The sequence below is a fragment of the Luteibacter sp. W1I16 genome (assembly GCF_050434905.1).
GTDB lineage: Bacteria > Pseudomonadota > Gammaproteobacteria > Xanthomonadales > Rhodanobacteraceae > Luteibacter.
Genome location: NZ_JBNDJJ010000001.1, coordinates 4,034,323 through 4,057,247, shown reverse-complemented (window position 1 = coordinate 4,057,247; position 22,925 = coordinate 4,034,323). Strand labels below are relative to the sequence as shown.

Annotated in this window: 19 protein-coding genes; 10 read left to right on the top strand and 9 right to left on the bottom strand. The window is 66.1% G+C overall.

The window, feature by feature from the left end:
- Positions 1 to 4: 4 nt before the first annotated feature.
- The 9 genes from purB (at position 5) to pilH (ending at position 11,307) form a co-directional block, all read left to right on the top strand.
- The gene (purB, locus tag QFZ41_RS17880; RefSeq protein WP_429199961.1) at positions 5 to 1,372 is read left to right on the top strand and encodes an adenylosuccinate lyase; all 1,368 of its coding nucleotides are present in this window, start codon (positions 5 to 7) and stop codon (positions 1,370 to 1,372) included.
- Positions 1,373 to 1,626: 254 nt separating this feature from the next.
- Entirely contained in the window at positions 1,627 to 2,829 is a 1,203-nt protein-coding gene (locus QFZ41_RS17875) for a JmjC domain-containing protein (protein WP_429199960.1), read from the top strand.
- Positions 2,826 to 3,320: a hypothetical protein gene (locus QFZ41_RS17870; RefSeq protein WP_429199959.1), complete on the top strand. Its 495-nt coding sequence runs from the start codon at positions 2,826 to 2,828 to the stop codon at positions 3,318 to 3,320. Before QFZ41_RS17875 ends, QFZ41_RS17870 begins: the two co-directional genes overlap by 4 nt.
- Before the next feature lie 132 nt (positions 3,321 to 3,452).
- Positions 3,453 to 6,305, top strand: a complete 2,853-nt coding sequence (locus tag QFZ41_RS17865) for a 2-oxoglutarate dehydrogenase E1 component (protein ID WP_429199958.1) — start codon at positions 3,453 to 3,455, stop codon at positions 6,303 to 6,305.
- Positions 6,306 to 6,312: 7 nt separating this feature from the next.
- The gene (odhB, locus tag QFZ41_RS17860; protein WP_429199957.1) at positions 6,313 to 7,521 is read left to right on the top strand and encodes a 2-oxoglutarate dehydrogenase complex dihydrolipoyllysine-residue succinyltransferase; all 1,209 of its coding nucleotides are present in this window, start codon (positions 6,313 to 6,315) and stop codon (positions 7,519 to 7,521) included.
- Positions 7,522 to 7,629: 108 nt separating this feature from the next.
- Entirely contained in the window at positions 7,630 to 9,057 is a 1,428-nt protein-coding gene (gene lpdA, locus QFZ41_RS17855; protein WP_429199956.1) for a dihydrolipoyl dehydrogenase, read from the top strand.
- Positions 9,058 to 9,139: 82 nt separating this feature from the next.
- Positions 9,140 to 9,742, top strand: coding sequence for a TIGR00730 family Rossman fold protein (locus QFZ41_RS17850; RefSeq protein WP_429199955.1), 603 nt, complete (start codon positions 9,140 to 9,142; stop codon positions 9,740 to 9,742).
- Between the two features lie 24 nt (positions 9,743 to 9,766).
- Positions 9,767 to 10,759 carry an acryloyl-CoA reductase gene (locus tag QFZ41_RS17845; RefSeq protein WP_429199954.1) on the top strand — a complete coding sequence of 331 codons (993 nt, stop codon included), beginning with the start codon at positions 9,767 to 9,769 and terminating at the stop codon, positions 10,757 to 10,759.
- Between the two features lie 182 nt (positions 10,760 to 10,941).
- Complete coding sequence (gene pilH, locus QFZ41_RS17840) at positions 10,942 to 11,307, top strand: twitching motility response regulator PilH (protein ID WP_072321285.1); 366 nt, start codon at positions 10,942 to 10,944, stop codon at positions 11,305 to 11,307.
- A gap of 140 nt (positions 11,308 to 11,447) precedes the next feature.
- Here the strand turns inward: pilH and QFZ41_RS17835 are convergent, their stop codons facing one another.
- Both QFZ41_RS17835 and QFZ41_RS17830 read right to left on the bottom strand, forming a co-directional pair.
- Positions 11,448 to 12,362 carry a DnaJ C-terminal domain-containing protein gene (locus QFZ41_RS17835; protein WP_429199953.1) on the bottom strand — a complete coding sequence of 305 codons (915 nt, stop codon included), beginning with the start codon at positions 12,360 to 12,362 and terminating at the stop codon, positions 11,448 to 11,450.
- A gap of 91 nt (positions 12,363 to 12,453) precedes the next feature.
- A complete protein-coding gene (locus tag QFZ41_RS17830) occupies positions 12,454 to 12,906 on the bottom strand; it encodes an Hsp20/alpha crystallin family protein (RefSeq protein ID WP_429199952.1) in 453 nt (150 codons plus the stop codon).
- Positions 12,907 to 13,063: 157 nt separating this feature from the next.
- Between QFZ41_RS17830 and QFZ41_RS17825 the strand changes: the two genes are divergently transcribed.
- Complete coding sequence (locus tag QFZ41_RS17825; protein WP_429199951.1) at positions 13,064 to 13,546, top strand: peroxiredoxin; 483 nt, start codon at positions 13,064 to 13,066, stop codon at positions 13,544 to 13,546.
- Between the two features lie 45 nt (positions 13,547 to 13,591).
- Here the strand turns inward: QFZ41_RS17825 and gyrA are convergent, their stop codons facing one another.
- From gyrA to bglX, 7 genes are all read right to left on the bottom strand, one after another.
- Positions 13,592 to 16,234 carry a DNA gyrase subunit A gene (gene gyrA, locus QFZ41_RS17820; protein WP_429199950.1) on the bottom strand — a complete coding sequence of 881 codons (2,643 nt, stop codon included), beginning with the start codon at positions 16,232 to 16,234 and terminating at the stop codon, positions 13,592 to 13,594.
- Between the two features lie 139 nt (positions 16,235 to 16,373).
- Entirely contained in the window at positions 16,374 to 16,787 is a 414-nt protein-coding gene (locus QFZ41_RS17815) for a GtrA family protein (protein WP_429199949.1), read from the bottom strand.
- Positions 16,784 to 17,797: an S-methyl-5-thioribose-1-phosphate isomerase gene (gene mtnA, locus QFZ41_RS17810; RefSeq protein ID WP_429199948.1), complete on the bottom strand. Its 1,014-nt coding sequence runs from the start codon at positions 17,795 to 17,797 to the stop codon at positions 16,784 to 16,786. The genes QFZ41_RS17815 and mtnA overlap by 4 nt, the downstream gene beginning before the upstream one ends.
- Before the next feature lie 94 nt (positions 17,798 to 17,891).
- The gene (locus tag QFZ41_RS17805) at positions 17,892 to 18,413 is read right to left on the bottom strand and encodes a DUF2165 family protein (RefSeq protein WP_429199947.1); all 522 of its coding nucleotides are present in this window, start codon (positions 18,411 to 18,413) and stop codon (positions 17,892 to 17,894) included.
- Positions 18,395 to 19,462 carry a class III poly(R)-hydroxyalkanoic acid synthase subunit PhaC gene (locus QFZ41_RS17800; protein ID WP_429199946.1) on the bottom strand — a complete coding sequence of 356 codons (1,068 nt, stop codon included), beginning with the start codon at positions 19,460 to 19,462 and terminating at the stop codon, positions 18,395 to 18,397. The genes QFZ41_RS17805 and QFZ41_RS17800 overlap by 19 nt, the downstream gene beginning before the upstream one ends.
- A complete protein-coding gene (locus QFZ41_RS17795; RefSeq protein ID WP_429199945.1) occupies positions 19,459 to 20,397 on the bottom strand; it encodes a poly(R)-hydroxyalkanoic acid synthase subunit PhaE in 939 nt (312 codons plus the stop codon). The genes QFZ41_RS17800 and QFZ41_RS17795 overlap by 4 nt, the downstream gene beginning before the upstream one ends.
- Positions 20,398 to 20,414: 17 nt before the next feature.
- Positions 20,415 to 22,784: a beta-glucosidase BglX gene (bglX, locus tag QFZ41_RS17790; protein ID WP_429199944.1), complete on the bottom strand. Its 2,370-nt coding sequence runs from the start codon at positions 22,782 to 22,784 to the stop codon at positions 20,415 to 20,417.
- Positions 22,785 to 22,925: the final 141 nt, after the last annotated feature.

The following is a 22,925-nucleotide window of genomic DNA, read 5'->3' as shown; positions in this document are numbered from 1 at the left end:
GACCATGTCCCACGCCACGCTGACCGCCCTCTCGCCCCTGGACGGCCGCTACGCCGCGAAGGTGGGCTCGCTGCGCCCGATCTTCAGCGAGTTCGGCCTGATGCATCGGCGCGTGCACGTGGAAATCCACTGGCTGCTGGCCCTCGCCGCGCACCCGGGCATCGTCGAACTGCCTGCCTTCCCGTCCGAGGCGGTCACGCGCCTGCTCGCCATCGCCGACGATTTCTCGGCGGAAGACGGCGAGCGGATCAAGACGATCGAGGCCATCACGAACCACGACGTCAAGGCGGTCGAATACTTCATCAAGGAAAAGATCGGCAACGATCCCGCCCTCGCCCAAGCCAAAGAGTTCGTCCACTTCGCCTGCACCAGTGAAGACATCAACAACCTCGCCTATTCGCTGATGCTGCGCGACGCGCGCGAATCGGTGCTGCTCCCCGCGCTGGACCAGGTCATCGCGACGCTGCGCGCCCTCGCCCACGAGCACGCCGGCTTGTCGCTGCTCTCGCGCACGCATGGCCAGACCGCCTCGCCCAGCACCATGGGCAAGGAGATCGCCAATGTCGTCGCCCGCCTGGAGCGCCAGCGCCGCCAGCTGGTCGCCATCGAGATCCCCGGCAAGATCAACGGCGCGGTCGGCAACTACAACGCGCACGTCATCTCCTATCCCGGCGTGGACTGGCCCGCGCTGGCGGCGGGTTTCGTCGACGGCCTGGGCCTGGTCTTCAATCCGTACACCACGCAGATCGAACCGCACGACGGCATCGCCGAATTCGCCGACGTGCTGCGCCGGATCAACGTCATCCTCATCGACCTCGCCCGCGATGTCTGGGGCTACATTTCGCTGGGTTATTTCCGCCAGGCGCTGAAGGCGGGCGAAGTCGGGTCCTCGACCATGCCGCACAAGGTCAACCCGATCGACTTCGAGAATGCCGAGGGTAATTTCGGCCTCGCCAACGCCCTGCTCGGCCACTTCGCCGAGAAGCTGCCGATCAGCCGCTGGCAGCGCGACCTCACCGACTCCACCGTGCTGCGCGCCCTCGGCACCGCGTTCGGTCATTCGCTGGTCGCGCTGGAATCGCTGATGAAGGGACTGGGCAAGCTCAACGTCAACGCCGAACGCATCGCCGCCGACCTAGACGCCAGCTGGGAAGTGCTGGCCGAGGCCGTGCAGACGGTGATGCGCCGCTTCGGCCTGCCGGAACCTTATGAGCAACTCAAGGCGCTGACGCGTGGCCAGGGCATCACGAAGGACTCGATGCGCGCCTTCATCGACGGCCTCGACCTTCCGGCCGATGCTAAAAAAGCACTCGCCGAACTGACGCCCGCCTCGTACATCGGCCTGGCCGATAAGCTGGCCCGCGCCATCTGATCCGATAGGAGCCGACCTTGTCGGCGACCCCCTTGCCTTGGCGGGAGTCTGCTTCGGTGGAAGTCTGCTTCGGTGGGAGTCTGCTTCGGTGGGAAGCTGCTTCGGTGGGAAGCCGCTTCAGCGGCGATGGGTGCTTGTCACAACCTCGCCCGCTGCCGCGGGATCGCCGACAAGGTCGGCTCCCACCAGGGCATCGCTCCCATCAGGGCATCGCTCCCACCAAGGCATGGCTTCCAGCCACTACAATGCCGCGCATGGCCATCCAGAACCCCACACGCAAGCCCCTCCCGATCGAAGTGCGCGGTAGCGCCAGCCAGCCGCTCGGCATGAGCGCCACGCAGTTCCTGCGCGATTACTGGCAGAAACGTCCGCTGCTCATCCGCAATGCCTTCCCGGATTTCCAGGCACCGATCGAGCCCGACGATCTCGCCGGCCTCGCCTGCGAAGAAGGCGCGCTCGCCCGCCTGATCATCCACGACGAGAAGCGCGACCGCTGGACGGTGAAGAACGGGCCGTTCGAGGAAGCCGAGTTCGGCAAGACCCCGAAGCGCGACTGGACCCTGCTGGTGCAGGACGTCGACAAATGGGACGCCGACGTGGCCGCCTTGCTCGACCACTTCACCTTCCTGCCGAGCTGGCGCCTCGACGACATCATGATTTCCTATGCCGAGGACGGCGGCGGCGTCGGCGCCCACGTCGACCAGTACGACGTCTTCCTGCTGCAAGGCATCGGCGAGCGCCACTGGGCGATCAGCGACGATCCGGACGCACCGCTCGACTTCCGAAACGACGTGGAGCTCAAGCAGCTGCGGGTCTTCGAGCCGACCCACGAATGGCTGCTCGGCCCGGGCGACATGCTCTACCTGCCACCCGGCGTGCCTCACGACGGCGTAGCCATCGGCAACTGCATGACGATCTCGATCGGCATGCGCGCGCCCTCGCAGGCCGAACTGACCGGCGACCTCGCCGATTTCCTCGCCGAGCGGATGCCCGAGGAATTGCGCTATGCCGACCCCGACCTCGTCCCGGCGAAACGCGCCGGCGAAATCGACACGGCAGCCCTGAACCGCCTGCGTCAGGCCCTGCCCTTCGCCGCGGCGCTCGACCGTGATCTGCTGGCGGACTGGTTCGGCCGCTTCATCACCCGCTATCGCAACGCCCAGGTCGCCGCCGCGCCGCCGAAGGCCACCACGGAAGCCGCCTTCGACAAGGCGCTGGATGGCGGTGCCAGCCTCGTCCGCCATCCCTACGCCCGGATCGCCTGGGTCAAGGGGAAGAAGGAGGCCACCCTCTTCGTCAGCGGCAACGCCTACGAATGCCCGGCGGCGCTGGCAGAACGCCTGGCCGCCGAGCGCGAACTCGCCTTCGACCGCCGTCCTTCGGCAGTGGAAAAGCAGGTGCTGCTTACGCTCGTCAACGATGGGCAGTTCGGCGTGCGCAAGGGCCGGCGCCGGTGAGCGGCGGGGCGGACTCGATCCTGGCGGCGGAAGACCGTGCCGGTCTCGAAGCCGCCCACCTCCGCCTGCTTGCGGGCGCGCGTCACCGCGTCTCCATCTACCTGCCCGTGCTGGAACCCGGCGTGCTCGACAGCGACGCCGTGCATGCGGAGTTGCGCCGGATCGCCACCAGCGGCCGTCAGGCGCAGATCCGCATTCTCACCCACGACGCCGAACGCGGGCATCGTGACGGACACCGCCTGCTCGCCCTCGCCCAGCGCCTTCCCACGGCGATCGGTGTCCGCGTTCCTACCGAGGAGGCCCACTTGCGATACGGATCGGCCTTCACCGCCGATCACGCCGGTGGCTTTCTGTTCAGGCCCGTGGCCGGGCGCTTCGAGGCGAGGGGTGCCCTCGACGAACCGGGTGAGACCTCTCGCCTGACGGCTTATTTCGATGAAGTCTGGGAGCGGGCCGAGCCCGCATGGCAGATAAGACCACTCGGGATCTGACCTTCCGCGGAAACGTGCGGATGGGTTGGCGCAGCGCAGCAGCACGGGGCTATAATTAACGGATTCTTATGCCGCAGGCGCTCCCCACATGCCGCGCGGCAGCCCGTCCTTTTCGTGTGTGCCGGTGGTGACGTGAGCGCAAACCTGATCCGCGAGTTTTCCGAATCCTCCCAACTCGCCGGCGGCAACGCCGATTACGTAGAGCAAGTCTACGAAGCCTGGCTAGCCGATCCTGGCTCCGTCCCGGCCGAATGGGACGGGTATTTCAAATCCTTCAAGGGCCGTGAGGCCGGAGACGTCGCCCATTCCGGCGCCATCGCCCGCATCGAGGCGGCACAGAAGCAGCGCCGCACCGCGGCCGCCGCGCCCGCTGCCGGCTCCGCCGACAACGCCTACGCCCAGAAACAGGCCGGTGTCCTCCGCCTGCTCACGGCCTACCGCTCGCGCGGCCACATCGCCGCCCAGCTCGATCCACTCGGCCTGACCGTCCCGGATATCGACACGCCCGACCTCGGCCTCGCCTTCCACGGCCTGTCCGACGCCGACCTCGACACCGAATTCGACGCGGGCACCTTCGCCGGCGGCGGTCAGCGCATGAAGCTGCGCGACCTTCTCGGGAAGCTGAAGCACATCTACACCGGCACCATCGGTGCCGAGTTCATGTACATCTCCGACTACGACCAGCGCGCCTGGATCTACTCGCGGCTGGAAAAGGCCGCCGGCTCCGCCGGGCTGCAGAAGGCCGCCAAGGTCCGCATCCTCGAGGCACTCACCGCCGCCGAGGGCCTGGAGCGCTACCTGCACACCAAGTACGTCGGCCAGAAGCGCTTCTCGCTCGAGGGCGGCGACAGCCTCATCCCGATGGTCGACGACGTGGTCCGCGCCGCCGGCGACAACGGCGTGAAGGAACTGGTCATCGGCATGGCCCACCGTGGCCGGCTGAACGTGCTGGTGAACATCCTCGGCAAGGCTCCCTCGCAGCTCTTCAACGAGTTCGAAGGCAAGTTCGAGCACGACGACAGCCCGATCCACTCGGGCGACGTGAAGTACCACATGGGCTTCTCCGCCGACGTCAAGACGCCGAACGGCGGCGTGCACGTCGCGCTGGCCTTCAATCCGTCCCACCTGGAAATCGTCAACCCGGTGGTCGCCGGTTCCGTGCACGCGCGCCAGTCGCGCCGCCGCGACACCGCCCGCGACAAGTCGATCGCGGTGCTGATCCATGGCGACGCCGCCTTCGCGGGCCAGGGCGTCAACATGGAACTCATGCAGATGTCGCAGGCCCGTGGCTTCGCCATCGGCGGCACGCTGCACATCGTGGTCAACAACCAGGTCGGCTTCACCACGTCCAAGCGTGAGGACGCCCGTTCCACGCTGTATTGCACCGACCTGGCGAAGATGGTCAACGCGCCGGTGTTCCACGTGAACGGCGACGACCCGGAAGCCGTGATCCAGGTCACCCGCCTGGCCTACGAGTTCCGCAAGCAGTTCAAGAAGGACGTGGTCATCGACCTCGTCTGCTACCGCCGCCACGGCCATAACGAGGCCGACGAGCCGGCCGCGACGCAACCGCTGATGTACCAGGTCATCCGCAAGCGCCCCACCACGCGCGATCTGTACGCGCAGCAGCTGGTGAAGGAATCGGCCATCGGCGCCGACGACGGCCAGAAGATGCTCGACGATTACCGCGCGCGCCTCGAGAAGGGCGAGCCGCTGATCGCCATCGACCCCAACCCCACCCGCGACATCCCGGTCGACTGGACCCGCTTCCAGAAGAACAAGCTGTCGATGGAAGTGGACACGGGTGTGTCGCGCGACCAGCTGGGCAAGGTGCTCGATGTCATCCTCGACGTCCCTTCCGATGTCACGCTGCACCCCCGCGTCGCCAAGATCTACGAAGACCGGCGCAAGATGGCCGCAGGCGAACTCCCGGGCGACTGGGGCTTCGCGGAGAACCTCGCCTACGGCACGCTGATCACCGAGGGCAACGACCTCCGCGTGGTCGGCCAGGACGCCGGCCGCGGCACGTTCTTCCACCGCCATGCGGTGCTGCACGACCAGAAGAGCGACGACACCTACATGCCGCTGTCCCGGCTGCGTGCGGACGCCCGCGTCGAGGTCATCGATTCGCTGCTCTCCGAAGAAGCCGTGATGGCATTCGAGTACGGCGAAGCCACCACCTCGCCGGACCAGCTCACTATCTGGGAAGGCCAGTTCGGCGATTTCGCCAACGGCGCCCAGGTCGTGATCGACCAGTTCATCAGCTCGGGCGAGGCCAAGTGGGACCGCCTCTGCGGCCTCGCGCTGTTCCTCCCGCACGGCTACGAGGGCCAGGGCCCGGAGCATTCCTCCGCCCGCCTGGAGCGCTTCCTGCAGCTGTGCGCGCTGGACAACATGCAGGTCTGCGTGCCCACCACGCCGGCCCAGGCCTTCCACATGATCCGCCGCCAGCAGGTGCGCCCGGTGCGCAAGCCGCTGATCGTGATGACGCCGAAGTCGCTGCTGCGCCACAAACTGGCCGTGTCCTCGCTCGACGAACTGGCCAACGGCAAGTTCCAGCTGGTGATCGGCGAGCATCGCGACCTTCAGCCGAAGAAGGTCAAGCGCGTGGTGCTCTGCTCGGGCAAGGTCTACTACGACCTGCTCGAGGACGCGGAGAAGCGCCAGCTCACCGACGTCGCCATCGTGCGTGTCGAACAGCTCTATCCGTTCCCGCGCCCGGAAGTCTCGGCCGAACTGGAAAAGTACCCTTCCGCCAAGGAAGTGGTGTGGTGCCAGGAAGAACCGATGAACCAGGGCGCCTGGTTCCAGATCCGTCACCACCTGCAGGCCAGCGTGGGGCCGAAGCACAGCCTGTCCTACGCAGGACGCGCCCGTTCGCCGGCACCGGCCGCAGGTCACCTCAACACCCATGTCGCCGAACAGACGGCGCTCGTCGAACAGGCGCTGGTCGCGCCCGTCGGCACCGATCACGCAGCGGAGTAAGACAAGCATGTCCATCGAAGTCAAAGTCCCGGTCCTGCCCGAGTCGGTCTCCGACGCGCTCATCGCCACCTGGCACAAGAAAGCCGGTGATGCGGTCAAGCGCGACGAGAACCTGCTCGACCTCGAGACCGACAAGGTCGTCCTCGAAGTGCCGGCGCCGGTCGACGGCGTGCTGAAGGAAATCAAGTTCGAGGAAGGCTCCACGGTCACCAGCAGCCAGGTGATCGCCGTGATCGAGGAAGGCGCCGCCGCTGCCGCGCCCGCCCCGGCCGCCGCGCCCGCCGCCGCCGAAGCGCCGAAGGCCACCCAGGCCGACGCCCCGGCCGCGCCCAAGGGCGTCGACGAGCTCTCGCCAGCCGGCCGCCGCGTGGCCGTCGAGGAAAACATCGATCCGTCCAAGGTCGCCGGCACCGGCCGCGATGGCCGCGTGACGAAGGAAGACCTGGTCAATGCCGGCAAGGGCGGTTCCGCCCCGGCCGCGTCCGCCGCTCCGGCCGCCAAGCCGGCCCCCGGCAGCCGTCCGGAAGAGCGCGTGCCGATGACCCGCATCCGCGCCCGCATCGCCGAGCGCCTGATGCAGTCGAAGAACTCCATCGCGATGCTCACCTCGTTCAACGAAGTGAACCTCGCCGAGGTGGTGAAGCTGCGCAAGTCCCTGGGCGAGCAGTTCGAGAAGGCCAACGGCGTCAAGCTCGGCTTCATGAGCTTCTTCGTCAAGGCGGCCACCGAAGCGCTCAAGCGTTACCCGGTGGTCAACGCCTCGGTCGACGGCAACGACATCATCTATCACGGCTACCAGGACATCTCGATCGCCGTGTCCACCGACAAGGGCCTGGTCACGCCGGTGCTGCGCGACGTGCAGGACATGTCCTTCGCCGACGTCGAGAAGGGCATCATCGGTTACGCCAAGAAGGCGCGTGACGGCAAGCTCGGCCTGGACGACCTCCAGGGCGGCACCTTCACCATCACCAACGGCGGCACCTTCGGTTCGCTGCTCTCCACCCCGATCGTGAACCCGCCGCAGAGCGCCATCCTGGGCATGCACACGATCAAGGAGCGCCCGGTGGTCGAGAACGGCCAGGTGATCGCCGCGCCGATGATGTACATCGCGCTGTCGTACGATCACCGCATCATCGACGGCCGCGACGCCGTGCTGTTCCTCGTCGACATCAAGAACCAGCTCGAAAACCCGCAGCGGATGCTGCTCGGCCTGTGATGGCCGGTTGAGCCGAAACGTGAAGGCGGGAGTCGAAAGACTCCCGTTTTCATGTTCCGCCCCCATATTGGCGGTAGCAGATACCGCAGTGACATCCGGAGCTAAGCAATGAGCGACAAGTTCGACGTCATCGTCATCGGTGCCGGCCCCGCGGGCTATGTGGCCGCGATCCGCGCCGCGCAGCTGGGCCTGAAGACCGCCGTGGTCGACGCCTTCGTCGGCAAGGACGGCAAGGCCGCCCTCGGCGGCACCTGCCTCAACGTGGGCTGCATCCCGTCCAAGGCCCTGCTGGATTCCTCCAAGCAGTTCCACAACCTGACGCACAACTTCAAGGATCACGGCATCACCGCCGAGAACCCGAAGATCGACATCGGCACGTTCATCGGCCGCAAGGACAAGATCGTCAAGCAGTTCACCGGCGGCGTGACGATGCTGTTCAAGGCGAACAAGGTCACCTCGTTCTTTGGCAAGGGCAAGCTGCTCAAGGGCAACCAGGTCGAAGTCACGGGCAACGACGGCAGCGTCCAGACGATCTCGGCGACCAACGTCATCCTCGCCTCGGGCTCGGTACCCATCGAGCTGCCCTTCGCGAAGTTCGACGGCAAGCACATCATCGACAACACCGGCGCGCTCGACCTCACCGAAGTGCCCAAGCGCATGGGCGTGATCGGCGCCGGCGTGATCGGCCTCGAACTCGGCAGCGTGTGGAAGCGCCTCGGCGCCGACGTGACGGTGCTGGAAGCGCTGCCGAAGTTCCTCGCCGTGGCCGACCAGGACATCGCCAAGCTGGCGGCGCGCGAGTTCGCCAAGCAGGGCCTCGACATCAAGGTCAACGCCAAGGTCACCTCCGCCGAGGTCAAGGGCAACGAAGTCCATGTCGGCTACACCGACAAGGACGGCAACGCGCAGTCGCTGGTCGTCGACAAGCTGCTGGTGGCCGTGGGCCGTCGTGCCTACACCGCCGGCCTGCTGGCCGACGACACGGGCGTGAAGCTCGACGAGCGTGGCCGCATCGTCGTCGACGAACACAACCACACCGGCATCGATGGCGTCTGGGCGATCGGCGACGCCGTGCGCGGCCCGATGCTCGCGCACAAGGGCTCGGAGGAAGGCGTGATGGTCGCCGAGCTTATCGCCGGCAAGCCGGGCCACGTCAACCTCGACACGGTGCCCTGGGTCATCTACACCGAGCCGGAAATCGCCTGGGTCGGCAAGACCGAGGAGCAGCTGAAGGAAGAAGGCATCCCTTACCGCACGGGCTCCTTCCCATTCGCCGCCAACGGTCGCGCCGTGGCGATGAACGAAGGCATCGGTCAGGTGAAGATGATCGCCCACGCCGAAACCGATCGCATCCTCGGCGTGCACATGGTCGGCCCGGTCGTTTCCGAGTTGATCCACGAGTGCGTGGTGGCGATGGAGTTCAAGGGTTCGTCGGAAGACCTCGCCCGCATCGTTCATGCGCACCCGGCGTTGTCGGAAGTGGTGCACGAGGCGGCACTCTCGGTCGACAAGCGCGCCATCCACAAGGGCAACTGATCGTCCCTGTGTCACCGGAGCCCGCCCCTGCCGCAACGCATGGGCGGGCTTCGTCGTTTCGGGGAACATGGAGAACTTGAACATGCGTGAGATCACATCCCTCTGCGTCTACTGCGGTTCCAGCAGTGGCTCGCATCCGGAATACACCGAAGCCGCCCGGGCCTTCGGCACGCGGCTGGCGAAAGAAGGCATCACGTTGATTTATGGCGGCGGCAAGGTCGGGCTGATGGGCACCGCCGCCGATGCCACGCTCGCCGCCGGTGGACGTGTCATCGGCGTCATTCCGCGCCAGCTGGTCGAGAAGGAAGTCGCCCATACCGGGCTGTCGGAATTGCAGGTCGTCGAGACGATGCACCAGCGCAAGACGCGCATGTACGAGATCGCCGACGCCTTCGTGGCCCTGCCCGGCGGCTTCGGCACGATGGACGAGATGTTCGAGATGCTCACCTGGGCGCAGCTCGGCCTGCATAGTTATCCTTGTGCGTTCCTCGACGTGCGCGGCTTCTACCGTGGCCTGTCCGCGAGCATGGACCACATGGTCGCCGAGGGCTTCGTCAAGCAGAACCAGCGCGAGCAGGTGTGGTTCGGCGATGACATCGACCAGTTGTTCGACTGGATGAAGCACTACGAATCCACCTACACACCGAAGTGGATCACGGGTACGTCTGTGGATAGCATCGACTGATCGCTTCCGCCCAAGGACACACGCATGACGAATTTCCGCGCGTTCCGTATCCACCAGGACGATGCCGGCTATCGCGCCGGCATCGAAACCATGGACATCGACGCCCTCGCTCCGGGCGAGGTCCTGGTCAAGGCCGAGTGGTCGTCCGTGAATTACAAGGACGCGTTGGCCGGCACCGGCAAGGGCAAGATCTTGCGAACCTTCCCCTTGAACGGTGGCATCGACGTGGCCGGTACCGTGGTCGCGTCGACCAGCCCGGCCTTCAAGGAAGGCGACAAGGTGCTCGCCACCGGCAGCGGCCTCTCCGAGACCCGCGACGGCGGCTACGGCGAATACGTGCGCCTGCCGGCCGAATGGACGGTCGCCCTGCCCGCTTCGCTCACCACGCGCGAGGCGATGATCATCGGGACGGCCGGCTTCACCGCCGCGCTGGCCCTCCTGCGCATGACCGACAACCGCCAAACACCCGCGCTCGGCCCGATCGCCATCACCGGTGCCACGGGTGGCGTGGGCATGCTCGGCATCGACATCTTCAGCCGCGCCGGCTACGAGGTGCACGCCATCAGCGGCAAGGCCGACCGTTTCGATTTCCTGCGCATGCTCGGCGCCAGCGAATGCGTGGATCGCCACCAGTTGGCTTTCAGCGGCAAGCCGATGGATTCGGCGACATACGGCGGCATGCTCGACAATGTCGGCGGCAAGACCCTGGCCGGTTTCCTGCCGCTGATCGCCCCCTACGGCAACGCCGCCATCTGCGGCCTGGCCGGCAGCCCGGATCTGTCGACCACGGTGATGCCCTTCATCATCCGTGGCGTGAGCGTGCTGGGCGTGGCCTCGGCCGGCACCGCGCGCGGCGTTCGCGACGAGGTGTGGAAGCGCCTCTCCGGTGAGTGGAGGCCACGCCACCTCGACGCCATCTGCACGAAGGAAGTGGCACTGGAAGACGTCGCCAGCGTTTTCGGCACGATGCTCGAAGGCGGTTCCTTCGGCCGCACCGTCGTGCGTATCGGCTCGTAATCGCCTGCCAGGGCGGCTACCTGTGCTTCGCACCATTGATACCCGCGCGGCGGCCGGTAGAATGGCCCCTCGCCAAAGGCGCCACGCGTGACGTTTTCTCGTCACCGCGGGTCCGAGACGCCAGCCCGGATGGCCGGCGTCACCAAAGAGAACACATCGGGCATCGACCCGGGGGAAATTGAATGGCTCGTATCCTGATCGTCGACGATTCGCCGTCTCAGTTGCTTGGCATCAAGCGCATCGTCGAGAAACTGGGCCATGAGGCCATCACCGCCGAAGATGGCGCCCAGGGCGTCGAGGTGGCCAAGCGCGAAATTCCCGACCTGATCCTGATGGACGTGGTGATGCCGAACCTCAACGGGTTCCAGGCGACGCGCACGATCAGCAAGGAAGACACCACCAAGCACATCCCGATCATCCTGGTGACCACGAAGGACCAGGATACGGACAAGGTGTGGGGCCTGCGCCAGGGCGCCAAGGCTTATGTGGTGAAGCCGATCAAGGAAGAGGAACTGGTCGCGGCGCTGAAGGAACACCTGCCGGGCTGAGGGGCCTCAGGCACCGGGGCAAGGCCCATCGCCGACAGGGTCGGCTCCCACCAAAGCCGGCTCTGGTGGGAGCCGCCCTGACCTGGTGGGAGCCGACCCTGACCTGGTGGGAGCCGACCCTGTCGGCGATGCGGTAGCCCTCACCCCCGCCGCGGATCGAACCCGGCGAACGCATCCTTGAACTCAGCGTACGCCGCCTGCTCCTCATGGGTCTCGGGCACCGGCACGCGGATCTCCAGCACGACGATCTGGTCGCCCGGCTCCGAACCCGGCAGGCCACGCCCCTTCAGTCGCAGCTTCCGCCCCGATTGCGAGCCCGCCGGGATGCGCAGGTCCACGTGCCCACCGAGCGTCGGCACGGGCACCGTGGCCCCGAGCGCGGCCTCCCAAGGCGTGATCGGCAGCACATGGGTCACCGTGCGTCCGTCCAGCCGGAAGCGCGCGTCGTCCCGGATGGCGATCTCGAGCAACAGGTCGCCCGAAGGCCCACCGGACGAGCCGGGATGTCCCTGGCCGGCAAGCCGAATCGTCTGTCCGGACGTGATGCCGGCGGGAATCTTCACCTCGAGCACGCGTTCGCCACCCGAGGAATCGTTGAGCACCACGCGCGTCTTGCCGCCGTTGTAGGCGGTTTGCAGGTCGGTCTCGATCCTGGCCTGGATATCGCGTCCGCGGCGCGCCTGCGGCTGCTGACCGCGGGCACGGCCGCCACCACCGAACAGGCTTTCGAAGAAATCGCTGAAGTCGCCGCCACCGCGGCCGCCCATGTCGCCGAAGTCGAAGCCGTTGCCCTGCTGGCCCCAGCCCGGCGGCGGACGGAACTGCTCGCCCTGGCGGTATCCGCCGGCGCGGAACTGATCGTAGGCGCGGCGCTTCTCGGGGTCCTTCAGGGCCTCGTTGGCCTCGTTGACCGCCTTGAACTTCTCTTCGGCACCGGCGTCCTTGTTCTTGTCGGGATGGTACTTGCGGGCAAGCTTGCGGTACGCGGCCTTGATCTCCGCGTCGGTCGCGTCGGGCTTGACCCCCAATGTCTCGTAATAATCCTTGAACTCCACAGGCTCTCCCGGGCTTGTGTCGAAAACCAAAAACGAAGCACCCGCGGCGGACAGGGTCCGCCGCGGGCCAGACAGCTAAGCTTAGGCCGTTTTAGCCCGCAGCGTTAATGGCGATGCGACGCGGGGCGCTTTGCGCCTTCTTCGGAATCGCGATCTCAAGCACGCCATGGGCACCCGACGCGATGATCCCGTCGGCATCGGCGCTCTCGGGCAACGTGAAGCTGCGCTTGAAGGCACCGGCCGCACGTTCCACGCGGCTGAACTTGCCCTCGGCCTCACTGGCGAACGCCTTCCGCTCACCCTTGATGCTGAGCACGTTCTTGTCCATCTGGATCTCGATATCGGCGGGATCCACGCCTGGCACGTCGGCCAGGATCAGGAAGCGCCCGCCCTCTTCACGGATGTCCACGCGCGGCGCCCAGGCACTGGAAACGGTGCTCGCCGGCACGGCGATGTCGCCGCCAAAAAGGTGTTCGAACACATGGCGGACATCGCTGCCGAACACCGGCGCACGGCGAAACGATACCTGACGAAGCTGGTTCATCTGTTTGACTCCAAAGAAGTTTCGGCCCCGTGGCCGTCTGGTGATCAACATATGACCAGCGCGGGGCAATTCAAGAGCGAGGACACACCGGTTGCCGTTTCTTCAGCTCGACAAAGCTTGACGTACACTCGGCGCTTTCCACCGAAGAGGCACTCCCATGACCATCTCCGTCGGCGAACGACTTCCGGAAGCGACCCTCGCCATCTACAAAGATGGCATCGAGACCGTCAGCAGCACCGATGTTCTCGGTGTGGGCAAGGTGGTGCTTTTCGCCGTGCCGGGCGCCTTCACGCCCACCTGTTCGAACAAGCACCTGCCGGGTTTCGTGCAGCACATGGAGGACTTCCGCGAGCGCGGGGTCAAGGTCGCATGCATGTCGGTGAACGACGCCTACGTGATACACGCCTGGGCCGAGTCGCAGGGCGTGCCCGAGGATCTCCTGATGCTGGCGGATGGCAACGCCACCTTCGCCAAGGCATTGGGACTGGAGCTCGATGGCACGAAGAACGGCATGGGCATCCGTGCCAAGCGCTTCGCCCTCTACGCCGAGGATGGCGTGGTGAAGGCGATCCAGGTCGAGGCGCCGGGCGAGTTCCGCGTGTCGACGGCCGAGGCGATGCTGGAAGCCATCGACGCCTGATATCGCCAGGCAAAGAAAAACCCGCGTCGCCGCGGGTTTTCTTTTTTACTCGTTGCCAGGCCCGGCCGGATCGCCATCCCCTGTGGGACCGCTCTCGATCGGCGGCATGTCGGCGGCGGCTTCGCCCTCAGGCGTTTCGCCCTCGCCCTCGCCTTCGATCTCTTCCTCGGCCTCCAGGCGAACGACGCCGATCAGCGTCTCGTCCTTCGGCAGCTTGATCAAGGTGACGCCCTGCGTGTTACGGCTGAGCTGGGATACCTCGGAGACACGCGTGCGCACCAGGGTGCCCTGGTCGGAGATCAGCATCAGCTGCTGCGTTTCCGTGACCTGCTCGGCGGCGACGAGGTTACCGTTGCGCTCGGAGCACTGGATGGCGATGACGCCCTGCGTGCCGCGACCCTTCTTCGGGAACTCGGTCAACGCCGTGCGCTTGCCGTAGCCGCGCGCGGTGGCGGTGAGGATATCGCCCTCGCCCGCCGCCACGATCAGCGACACCACCTCGGCATCCTCGGCAAGACGCATGCCGCGCACGCCGGTGGCCGTACGGCCCATGGAGCGCACGGTGCTCTCGTCGAAGCGCACCGACTTGCCGTTCGAGGCGAACAACAACACGTCGCTCTCGCCGGCGGTCATCGCCACGTCGACCAGCGCATCGCCTTCTTCGAGGTTGATCGCGGCCTTGCCCTTCTGCAACTGGAAGGCGAATTCGGTCAGCGGCGTCTTCTTCACCGTGCCCTTGCGGGTGGCGAAGAACACGAAGCAGGTCGGATCGTAATCGCGCACCGGCAGCAGTGCCTGCACCTTCTCGCCCTCGCCCAGCGGCAACAGGTTCACGATCGGCTTGCCACGTGCGCCCGGGCCCGCCTCCGGCATCTGGTAAACCTTGAGCCAGTAGACGCGACCGGTGCTGGTGAAGGTGAGCAGCGTGTCATGGGTGTTCACCACCCACAGCTGCTGCACGACGTCTTCGTCCTTCAACGCCGAGGCCGAACGGCCCTTGCCACCGCGCTTCTGCGCACGGTAGAGGCTGGCCGGCTGACGCTTGACGTAGCCGGTGTGCGAGAGCGTGACCACCACGTCTTCCGGCGCGATGAGGTCGAGCACGTTGAGATCTTCCTGCGAATGCTGGATCTCGGTGCGGCGCGCATCGCCGTAATCGGTACGGATCTGCTCGAGTTCCTCACGGATGACTTCGAGCAGGCGATTCGGGTTCTCGAGGATCTCGATGAGGCCGCGGATCGTGTCGAGGATTTCGCGATATTCGTCGGAGAGCTTTTCCTGCTCCAGCCCCGTGAGGCGGTGCAGGCGCATCTGCAGGATCTCGGTCGCCTGCGATTCGGACAGCTGGTAACCGTCCTCGCGCAGGCCGTCGCGCGGGTCCATGTCTTCCGGACGCGACGAGGCGGCACCGGTGGCGGCGAGCAAGGCCTTCACCAGGCCCGGCTCCCAACGGCGGGCGACCATGCGCTCGCGCGCCTCGGCCGACGACGCGGACGTGCGGATCAGCTCGATCATCTCGTCGATGTTGGCGAGCGCGACCGTGAGGCCTTCGAGGATATGCGCGCGCTGGCGTGCCTTGCGCAATTCGAAGATGGTGCGGCGGGTGACCACCTCGCGGCGGTGGCGGATGAACGCCTCGAGGATGTCCTTGAGGTTCAGCAGCTTCGGCTGGCCATCGAGCAAGGCCACCATGTTGATGCCGAAGGTGACCTGCAACTGGGTCTGCTGGAACAGGTTGTTCAGCACCACGTCGGCCATCGCGTCGCGGCGGATCTCGATCACGACGCGCATGCCGTCCTTGTCGGATTCGTCGCGCAGTTCGCTGATGCCTTCGAGCTTCTTTTCCTTGACCAGCTCCGCGATCTTCTCGATCAGGCGGGCCTTGTTCACCTGGTACGGCAACTCATGGATGAGGATCGTCTCGCGGCCATTGGCCTCGGTCTCGATCTCGGTCCGTGCGCGGACGAGGATACGGCCGCGACCCGTGCGATAGGCCTCGACGATGCCCGACGAACCGTTGATGATGCCCGCGGTCGGGAAATCCGGACCCGGGATGTACGTCATCAGGTCGTCGACGCCGAGCGAGGAATCCTCGATCAGCGCCAGCGTGGCGTTGATGACCTCGGTCATGTTGTGCGGCGGGATGTTCGTCGCCATGCCCACGGCGATACCGGCGGAGCCGTTGACGAGCAGGTTCGGCACGCGGGTCGGCAGGACCAGCGGCTCGTGTTCGCTTTCGTCGTAGTTCGGGCCGAAGTCGACGGTTTCCTTGTCGATGTCCGCCATCAACTCGTGCGTGAGGCGCGCCATGCGCACCTCGGTGTATCGCATGGCCGCCGCGTTGTCGCCGTCGACCGAACCGAAGTTGCCCTGCCCGTCGACCAGCATGTAGCGCAGCGAGAAGGGCTGAGCCATGCGGACGATGGTGTCGTAGACCGACGCGTCGCCATGCGGATGGTATTTACCGATCACGTCACCGACCACGCGGGCCGACTTCTTGTACGGCTTGTTCCAGGCATTGCCCAGTTCGTTCATCGCGAACAGCACGCGGCGATGCACCGGCTTCAGGCCGTCGCGAACATCGGGTAGCGCACGCCCCACGATGACGCTCATCGCGTAGTCGAGATAGCTCTGGCGCATCTCGTCTTCGATGTTGACGCGGATGACTTCTTTGGCGAGTTCTGCCATCAATCGGCTTCCTGGATGTCCGTGAAAATACCCCCGCCGGCCCTATGTATCGCGCTCACGCGATGCCGTCGGCTCAACCCGGGAATCATATCACATCGGGCGTGGAAATGACAGCAAAAACCCGCGTAAATTCAAGGACTTATATCGACGTCTTGGCGGTGCGGAAAAGCACCGCGCGAGCCAGCAGGAAATTCGCGACGGCACCCGCCGCCGAGCCCACCGCCACGGCCACCGCGGGCCACGCGTGCAAGGCGGGAAACAGCTTGAAGGACAGCACGTAGAGACCGTTGTTGATCACCGCGCCGAGCGCCATCAGGCCCATCCAGTGCAGCCATTCGGCGCGGTGGCCACGGCCGGAATCGCGGTGGGCGAAGGTGTGCGTGCGGTTCCACCACCACGTCACGGTGGCGGCACTGAGGAAGGAGACGACGCGCGCGGTGTAGACGTTCCAGCCCGCCAGGCCGACAAGCGATTGCGCGATGCCGGCGTCGACGGCCAGCCCGAGGATGCCGCCGACCGCGAACAGCGCGACCTCGCGGCGCAGCCGTGTCACGGAAACAGGATCCGCATCTGTTCTTCGTCGGGCTGGAGGATCACGCCGCGCTCGGTGACGATCGCATCGATCAAGTCGGCCGGTGTCACGTCGAAGACGGGATTCCAGGCATCCGCGCCGTCGATCACCGTACGCGTACCCGAGACCGACAACAATTCCGTGGCGTCGCGCAATTCGATCTCGATATCGGCACCCGTCGCGGTCGCCATGTCCACCGTGGTGGACGGCGCGACGACCATGAACTTCACGCCGTGGTGGCGCGCCGCGATGGCGAGCTGGTAGGTACCGATCTTGTTCGCGGTGTCGCCGTTGGCGGCGATGCGATCGGCGCCGACGATCACCCACTTCACCTTGCCGTCCTTCATCAGATGCGAGGCCGCCGAGTCGGCGATGAGCTTCGCCGGTATGCCGTCGCGTACCAGTTCCCACATCGTGAGTCGCGCGCCCTGCTGCCAGGGACGCGTTTCGCCCGCGTACACCTGCTCGATATGACCCGAGGCCACGCCGGCGCGAATCACGCCGAGCGCCGTGCCATAGCCGGCCGTGGCGAGCGAACCGGTATTGCAATGCGTGAGAACGTGCGAGCCCCGCTCGATCAAGGCGGCGCCCAACTGCCCCATGTGCTGGTTGGCGGCGAGATCTTCCTCCTGGATCGCCTGCGCTTCGTGTTCCAGCGCGGCGGCATCGGCGCCTTCGAGGATGCGCAGGTTCATGCGATCCAGCGCCCACATCAGGTTCACCGCGGTCGGGCGCGCGGCACGCAGCCTGGACATGGCCGAGGGCAGGTCCACGCCAGCCTTCGCCGCGAGCACCACGCCCCAGGCCGCCGCGATGCCGATGGCCGGCGCACCGCGCACCGCGAGATCGCGGATGGCCTGCGTGACATCGTCGGAGGTGGTGCAGTCGAACCACGTCTCCTCGGTGGGGAGACGGCGCTGGTCGAGCAGGCGCAGGCGGTCGCCGTGCCACTGCACGGCACGGATGGAATCGTGGGAGGCGTGGGAGTTCATGCGGTGATTATCGCATGGGGTGTGGGTGTGGGAGAGCTATCGCCGCTGAAGCGGCTTCCCACCCGGCACCCATCCCCGCGGGTGGGAAGCCGCTTCAGCGGCGATGCTCGTCCAGGTCGCCATCGCGCTGGTTAACGAAGATCAACACCCCCAGCAACGCCATGTAAAACCGGAACGCCCCCTCCTGCCCGTTCCACACCCTCGACTGCCACATGGCGAACCACTCGCCACCGACGACCATGAAGCCGAAGAACCAGACGAGGAAGCCCAGCATGCATCCGGCGACGGCAAGGCGTTTCGCCGCGTCGAAGCGTGCGCCACTCGCGTGCCGGGCGCGCCAGAGCGCGAACGCGCCCAATGACAACAGCACACAAGTCGCGCCCTCGGCCGCGATGATCAGGCCGTAGCCGACATGCCACAGGACGGGGCTGGTGATAGCCCGCCCCATCAGCTCGTTGCCTGGAAACGTCGTATCCATCGACAACACATGCCGCACGAAAGCGAAATTCGAACCGTAATCGACCAGGTTGTCGTAGGTCACCACGAAGGCGAAGGCGGCGAGCGCCAGGGTGAGCAGGATCTTCGCCAGCCGCACCGTCATCGATCGGCAAGCCACGCGTGGATCGCCGGAGGCACCTGCTTCTGCGCGCGTCCGGAGACATAGATGCCGATATGCCCGCCCTGGAACGCCAGCGCGGTGTAGTCGTCGCTGCTCACCGCCTTTCCCAGCGGCGCGGATGCCGCGGGCGGAACCAGGTGATCCTGTTCCGCATAGATGTTCAGCACCGGCTGGGTGATGTTCTTGAGGTCGACACGGCGGCCGCCGATATGCGCCTCGCCCTTGATCAGCAGATTCTTCTGGAAGAAGTCACGAGCGAATTCGCGGAACGCCTCGCCCGCCTGGTCGGGCGAGTCGAAGATCCACTTCTCCATGCGCAGGAAGTTTTCCACTTCCTTGGGATTGTCGAGAATGTCGACGAGGCCGATGTATTTCTGCTGGTTCAGGCGCAGCGGTTTCAACGTGAGGTAGGCGAAGTTCATCACGTCGGCGGGAATGTTGCCGGTCGCGTCGACGAAGAGGTCGATGTCGACATTGCGCGCCCAGTGCGAAAGCATGTTGTCGGGCGTGTGGAAATCCACCGGTGTCACCATGGTGACGAGGTTGCGCACCTTCTCCGGATGCAGTGCCGCATAGCAGAGCGAGAACACGCCGCCCTGGCAGATGCCGAGCAGGTTCACCGCCTCCAAGCCGTGGCGCTCGCGCACCACGTCCACGCAACGATCGAGATAGCCGTCGATATAATCCTCGAGCGTGAGCCAGCGGTCCGCACCATCCGGATAGCCCCAGTCGACCAGATAGACGTCCTCGCCCTGTTCCAGCAGGTTGCGCACCATCGACCGGTCTTCCTGCAGGTCGATCATCCATGGCGTGTTGACCAGCGCGTAGCAGATCAGCAGGGGCACCTTGGCCGTGGGCGCTTTCTCGCCCTTGAAGTGCCAGAGGGTCAGCTTGTCCTCGGTGTAGACCGCCTCGCGGGGCGTGGTGCCGAGCTCGATCGGCCCCACGCGCTTCAGTGTCTCCATCCCGGCCTCGAGCTTGCGCCGGAACGCCTCGATCTCGGCTTGCGCCCGTTCCGGGTCGAACGGAAACGGCGGCACGTTCATCGTGCGCGGCCCTTGGCCGTCGCACCGCGCTTGCCCGCCGTCGGGGCGGGCTTCGTCTTCGCCACGGCCTTCATGCCGCCGGCGCGATTCGCGGCCGCGGCCACCTTCTTCGCCGTCGCCGCGGGTTTCTTCTTGACGCGGTCCGGTCCGGCCGTCTTTACGGCCGCCCTGGCGCCACGAAGTTCGGCCACTTCAGCCTTCAGCGCGGCGACCTCGGCGGCCAGGCCCTGCAAATGGCGCAGCTCGCGGCGAGCCGCCTGCAGGCGCTCGCCCAGGCTGTCCACTTCCTTGCGCGTGGGCATGCCCGCCTGCACGGCCATCCGCTCGACCTGCCGCTGCTGGAGCACACGCAGGCGCATCTGGGCATTCACGAGCGCGGCGTAGACCTCGCGGAACTCTTCGGACAACGCCGCCTCGGCATAGCTTTCCTCGGCAAGGTTCACCCAACGGTCGTAGACCGAACGCATCGAATCGGCGTCCGTCGGCGGCGACTGGTCGCGCAGCGCCGCGTTCGCCCGCTCGTGCACGCCTTGCAGCAGCGCCTGGTATCGCTGGTAGTGCCCTGCATACTCGATCCACGCACGAAGCAGCGCCTGCTGCTCTTCCTGCTGCTCGCGGGTCAGGCCAAAGGCCGGCATCGACAACGAGTCGTTGGCGGCCCGGGCCCACTCGTCGAAGCCGTCGGGCACGCCCGGCCCGTGTCCGAATGGCGGCAGGCCGGCAGAGAACCCCGCTCCCGGCGCGTCGCCACCCGCGATGGATCGCATCCAATCACCGAAGCCACCGAGACCGGCGAAAAGCCGCCCCATGACATCGGTGACCGGCGAGGCTTCCGCTGGAGCGGCCTTCGGATCCAGCTGCTTCGCCCACGCCTCGACGCCCTGGCGGACAAAGGCCTGGTACTGTTCGATGAAATCGGTCGGTTTGTCTGCCATGGGCATATGGTACGCCGTCAGGGCGCGATCTCGAACGTCGCCTGCTGGTCGGCCCGGGAACTGCCGCCGACCCAGACGGTGTACCGCGTCGGTTCGACCACCTCCTCGCTTTTCGCGTTCCAGAACGACAGCTCCGGAAAGCCGAGCTGGAACGTCACGCGCTTCGATTCACCCGGCTGCAAGGTGACGCGCTGGAATCCCTGCAGGCCGCGGACCGGCTGCTCGACGCTGGCGCCCAGGTTGCGCACATAGAGTTGCACCACCTCCGTGCCTGCGCGCTGCCCGGTGTTCTTCACCGTGGCGGTCACGCTGACCAGGTTCTTCGCGGACTTGCTACCGACCTCGGCCAGCGGCACATGCGTACGCGACACCTGCACGTCCGAATAGCCGAACGTCGTATAGGACAAGCCGTGGCCGAAGGGATACAAGGCATCGTTAGGCACATCGATGTAGCGCGAAATGAACGCCGTGTCGCGTCCCGGTGGCTTCGACAGATCCGCATCGCCGGGTGGTCGGCCGGTCGGGAACTGATTGTAGTAGAGCGGCTCTTGGCCGACCGCATGTGGAAAGCTCATGGTCAGCTTGCCACTGGGGGCGACGTCGCCGAACAGCACGTTCGCCACCGCGTTCCCAGCTTCGGTGCCAGGGAACCACATGGCCATGACCGCCGGCACGTTCCGGTCCGCCCAGTCGAGCACCAGCGGGCGCCCCGAGAACACCAGCAGCACCACGGGCTTTCCCGTCGCCACGATCCGCTGGAGCAAGGCCTGCTGGTTGCCCGGGAGATCCAGGTGCGCGCGCGAACCGGCTTCGCCGCTCATGCGCGACGATTCGCCCAGGGCCATCACCACGACGTCGGCCCTGGCGGCCAAATGCAGTGCCTCGGCGAAGCCCGCTTCGGAATCCGTCTCGATGTCCGTGCCCTTCGCGTATAGCAATTCGCCGCCTTGTTTCTGCATGCGCGCGGCCAGGCCACTGCGCAACGTGACCACGTCGGGGAAATGCTGGGCGCCGCCCCATGCTCCCTGCATCTCGCTAGCCGCGTCGGCCAACGGCCCGATGAGCGCCAGCGTCTTCACGCGACGGTCGAGCGGCAGGACCGGCGGCGAGCCCTGCCCGCCATTCTTCAGCAACACGAAAGACTCTTCGGCGGCGCGCCGTACAAGGGGACGATGCGCGTCGACGGCCTTGACCACCTCGGTACCGCGGGCATATGGATGCTCGAACAATCCCAGCGCGAACTTCACGCGCAGCACCCGCCGTACGGCTTCATCCACGGTCGCCATCGACAGCGTGCCTTCCTCCAGCAGCTTCGGAATCTGGGTGTCGTAGAAGTGGCTCATCATGTCCACCTCCACGCCGGCCTGCAGCGCCTTCCGCGTCGCCGTGGCGGCGTCCAGCGCGATGCCATGATGGGTCAACTCCATCACGGCGGTGAAGTCGCTCACCACGAAACCGTCGAAGCCCCATTCCTTGCGCAGGATGTCCGTCATGAGATACGGACTGGCGGTGGCCGGCACGCCATTGAGTGCATTGAAGGCGCTCATCATCGTCGCCGCACCGGCTTCGACAGCCGCCCGGTACGGCGGCAGGTATACTTGGCGCAAACGGACGTCCGACATGTCCGTCGTGTTGTACTCGCGCCCCGCCTCCGCCGCGCCGTACGCCGCGAAATGCTTGACCGACGCCGCCACGCTTTCAGGGTCGGCGAGGTTCGTTCCCTGGTATCCATGAATGTAGGCGCGCGCCATGGCCGCGCCGAGGTAGGCATCTTCTCCCGCGCCCTCGGTCGAACGACCCCACCGCGCATCGCGCGAGATGTCGACCATCGGCGAGTAGAACCATTTCACGCCACCCGTCGTCGCCTCCACCGCGGCCATGTGCGAAAGCTCCTGCACCAGGGCCGGGTCCCACGTCGCGGACAGGCCGAGGGGCACCGGGTAGATGGTGCGGTATCCATGGATGATGTCGGCGCCGAACAAGAGGGGAATACCCAGGCGACTGGCAAGCGCCGCTTCCTGGAAAGGCCGCGTCTTGTCGACGCCGACGACGTTGAGCATCGAACCCAACTCACCCTTCCGCGCCAACGCCATCGCATCCACGTGTGTAAGCGTCTCGGGATTGACGGCAACCGCGTCGCCGTCAGTCGGCGTGGAGGCTCCACTGGCACCGTACTGCACGAGCTGACCGATCTTCTCGGCCAGCGTCATCCGCGCCAGCAGCGCATCCACCTTCCGCTCGATCTCCGGCGAAGCGAGCTGCGCGTTCGACGCTGGAACGACAGCGGCACCACCAACCGATGTGGCGCCCACGGCGCCGGCCAGGGCGATGGATGCGCCGAGCGCGAACATGCGCGTGGACAGGCGAGGACGAAATCGGAAGCTCATGCGTTCTCCGGGGAGGCGTCGCCAAGTGGCGGCGACGGGGACGACTCAGGAATGTAAACGTTTGCGGCAGCCCAGGTAAACCTTGCTTACTCGGCTTCGCCATCGTGCTGATTTGCCGTCGAGGCAGGGGAGGCGTCGGGT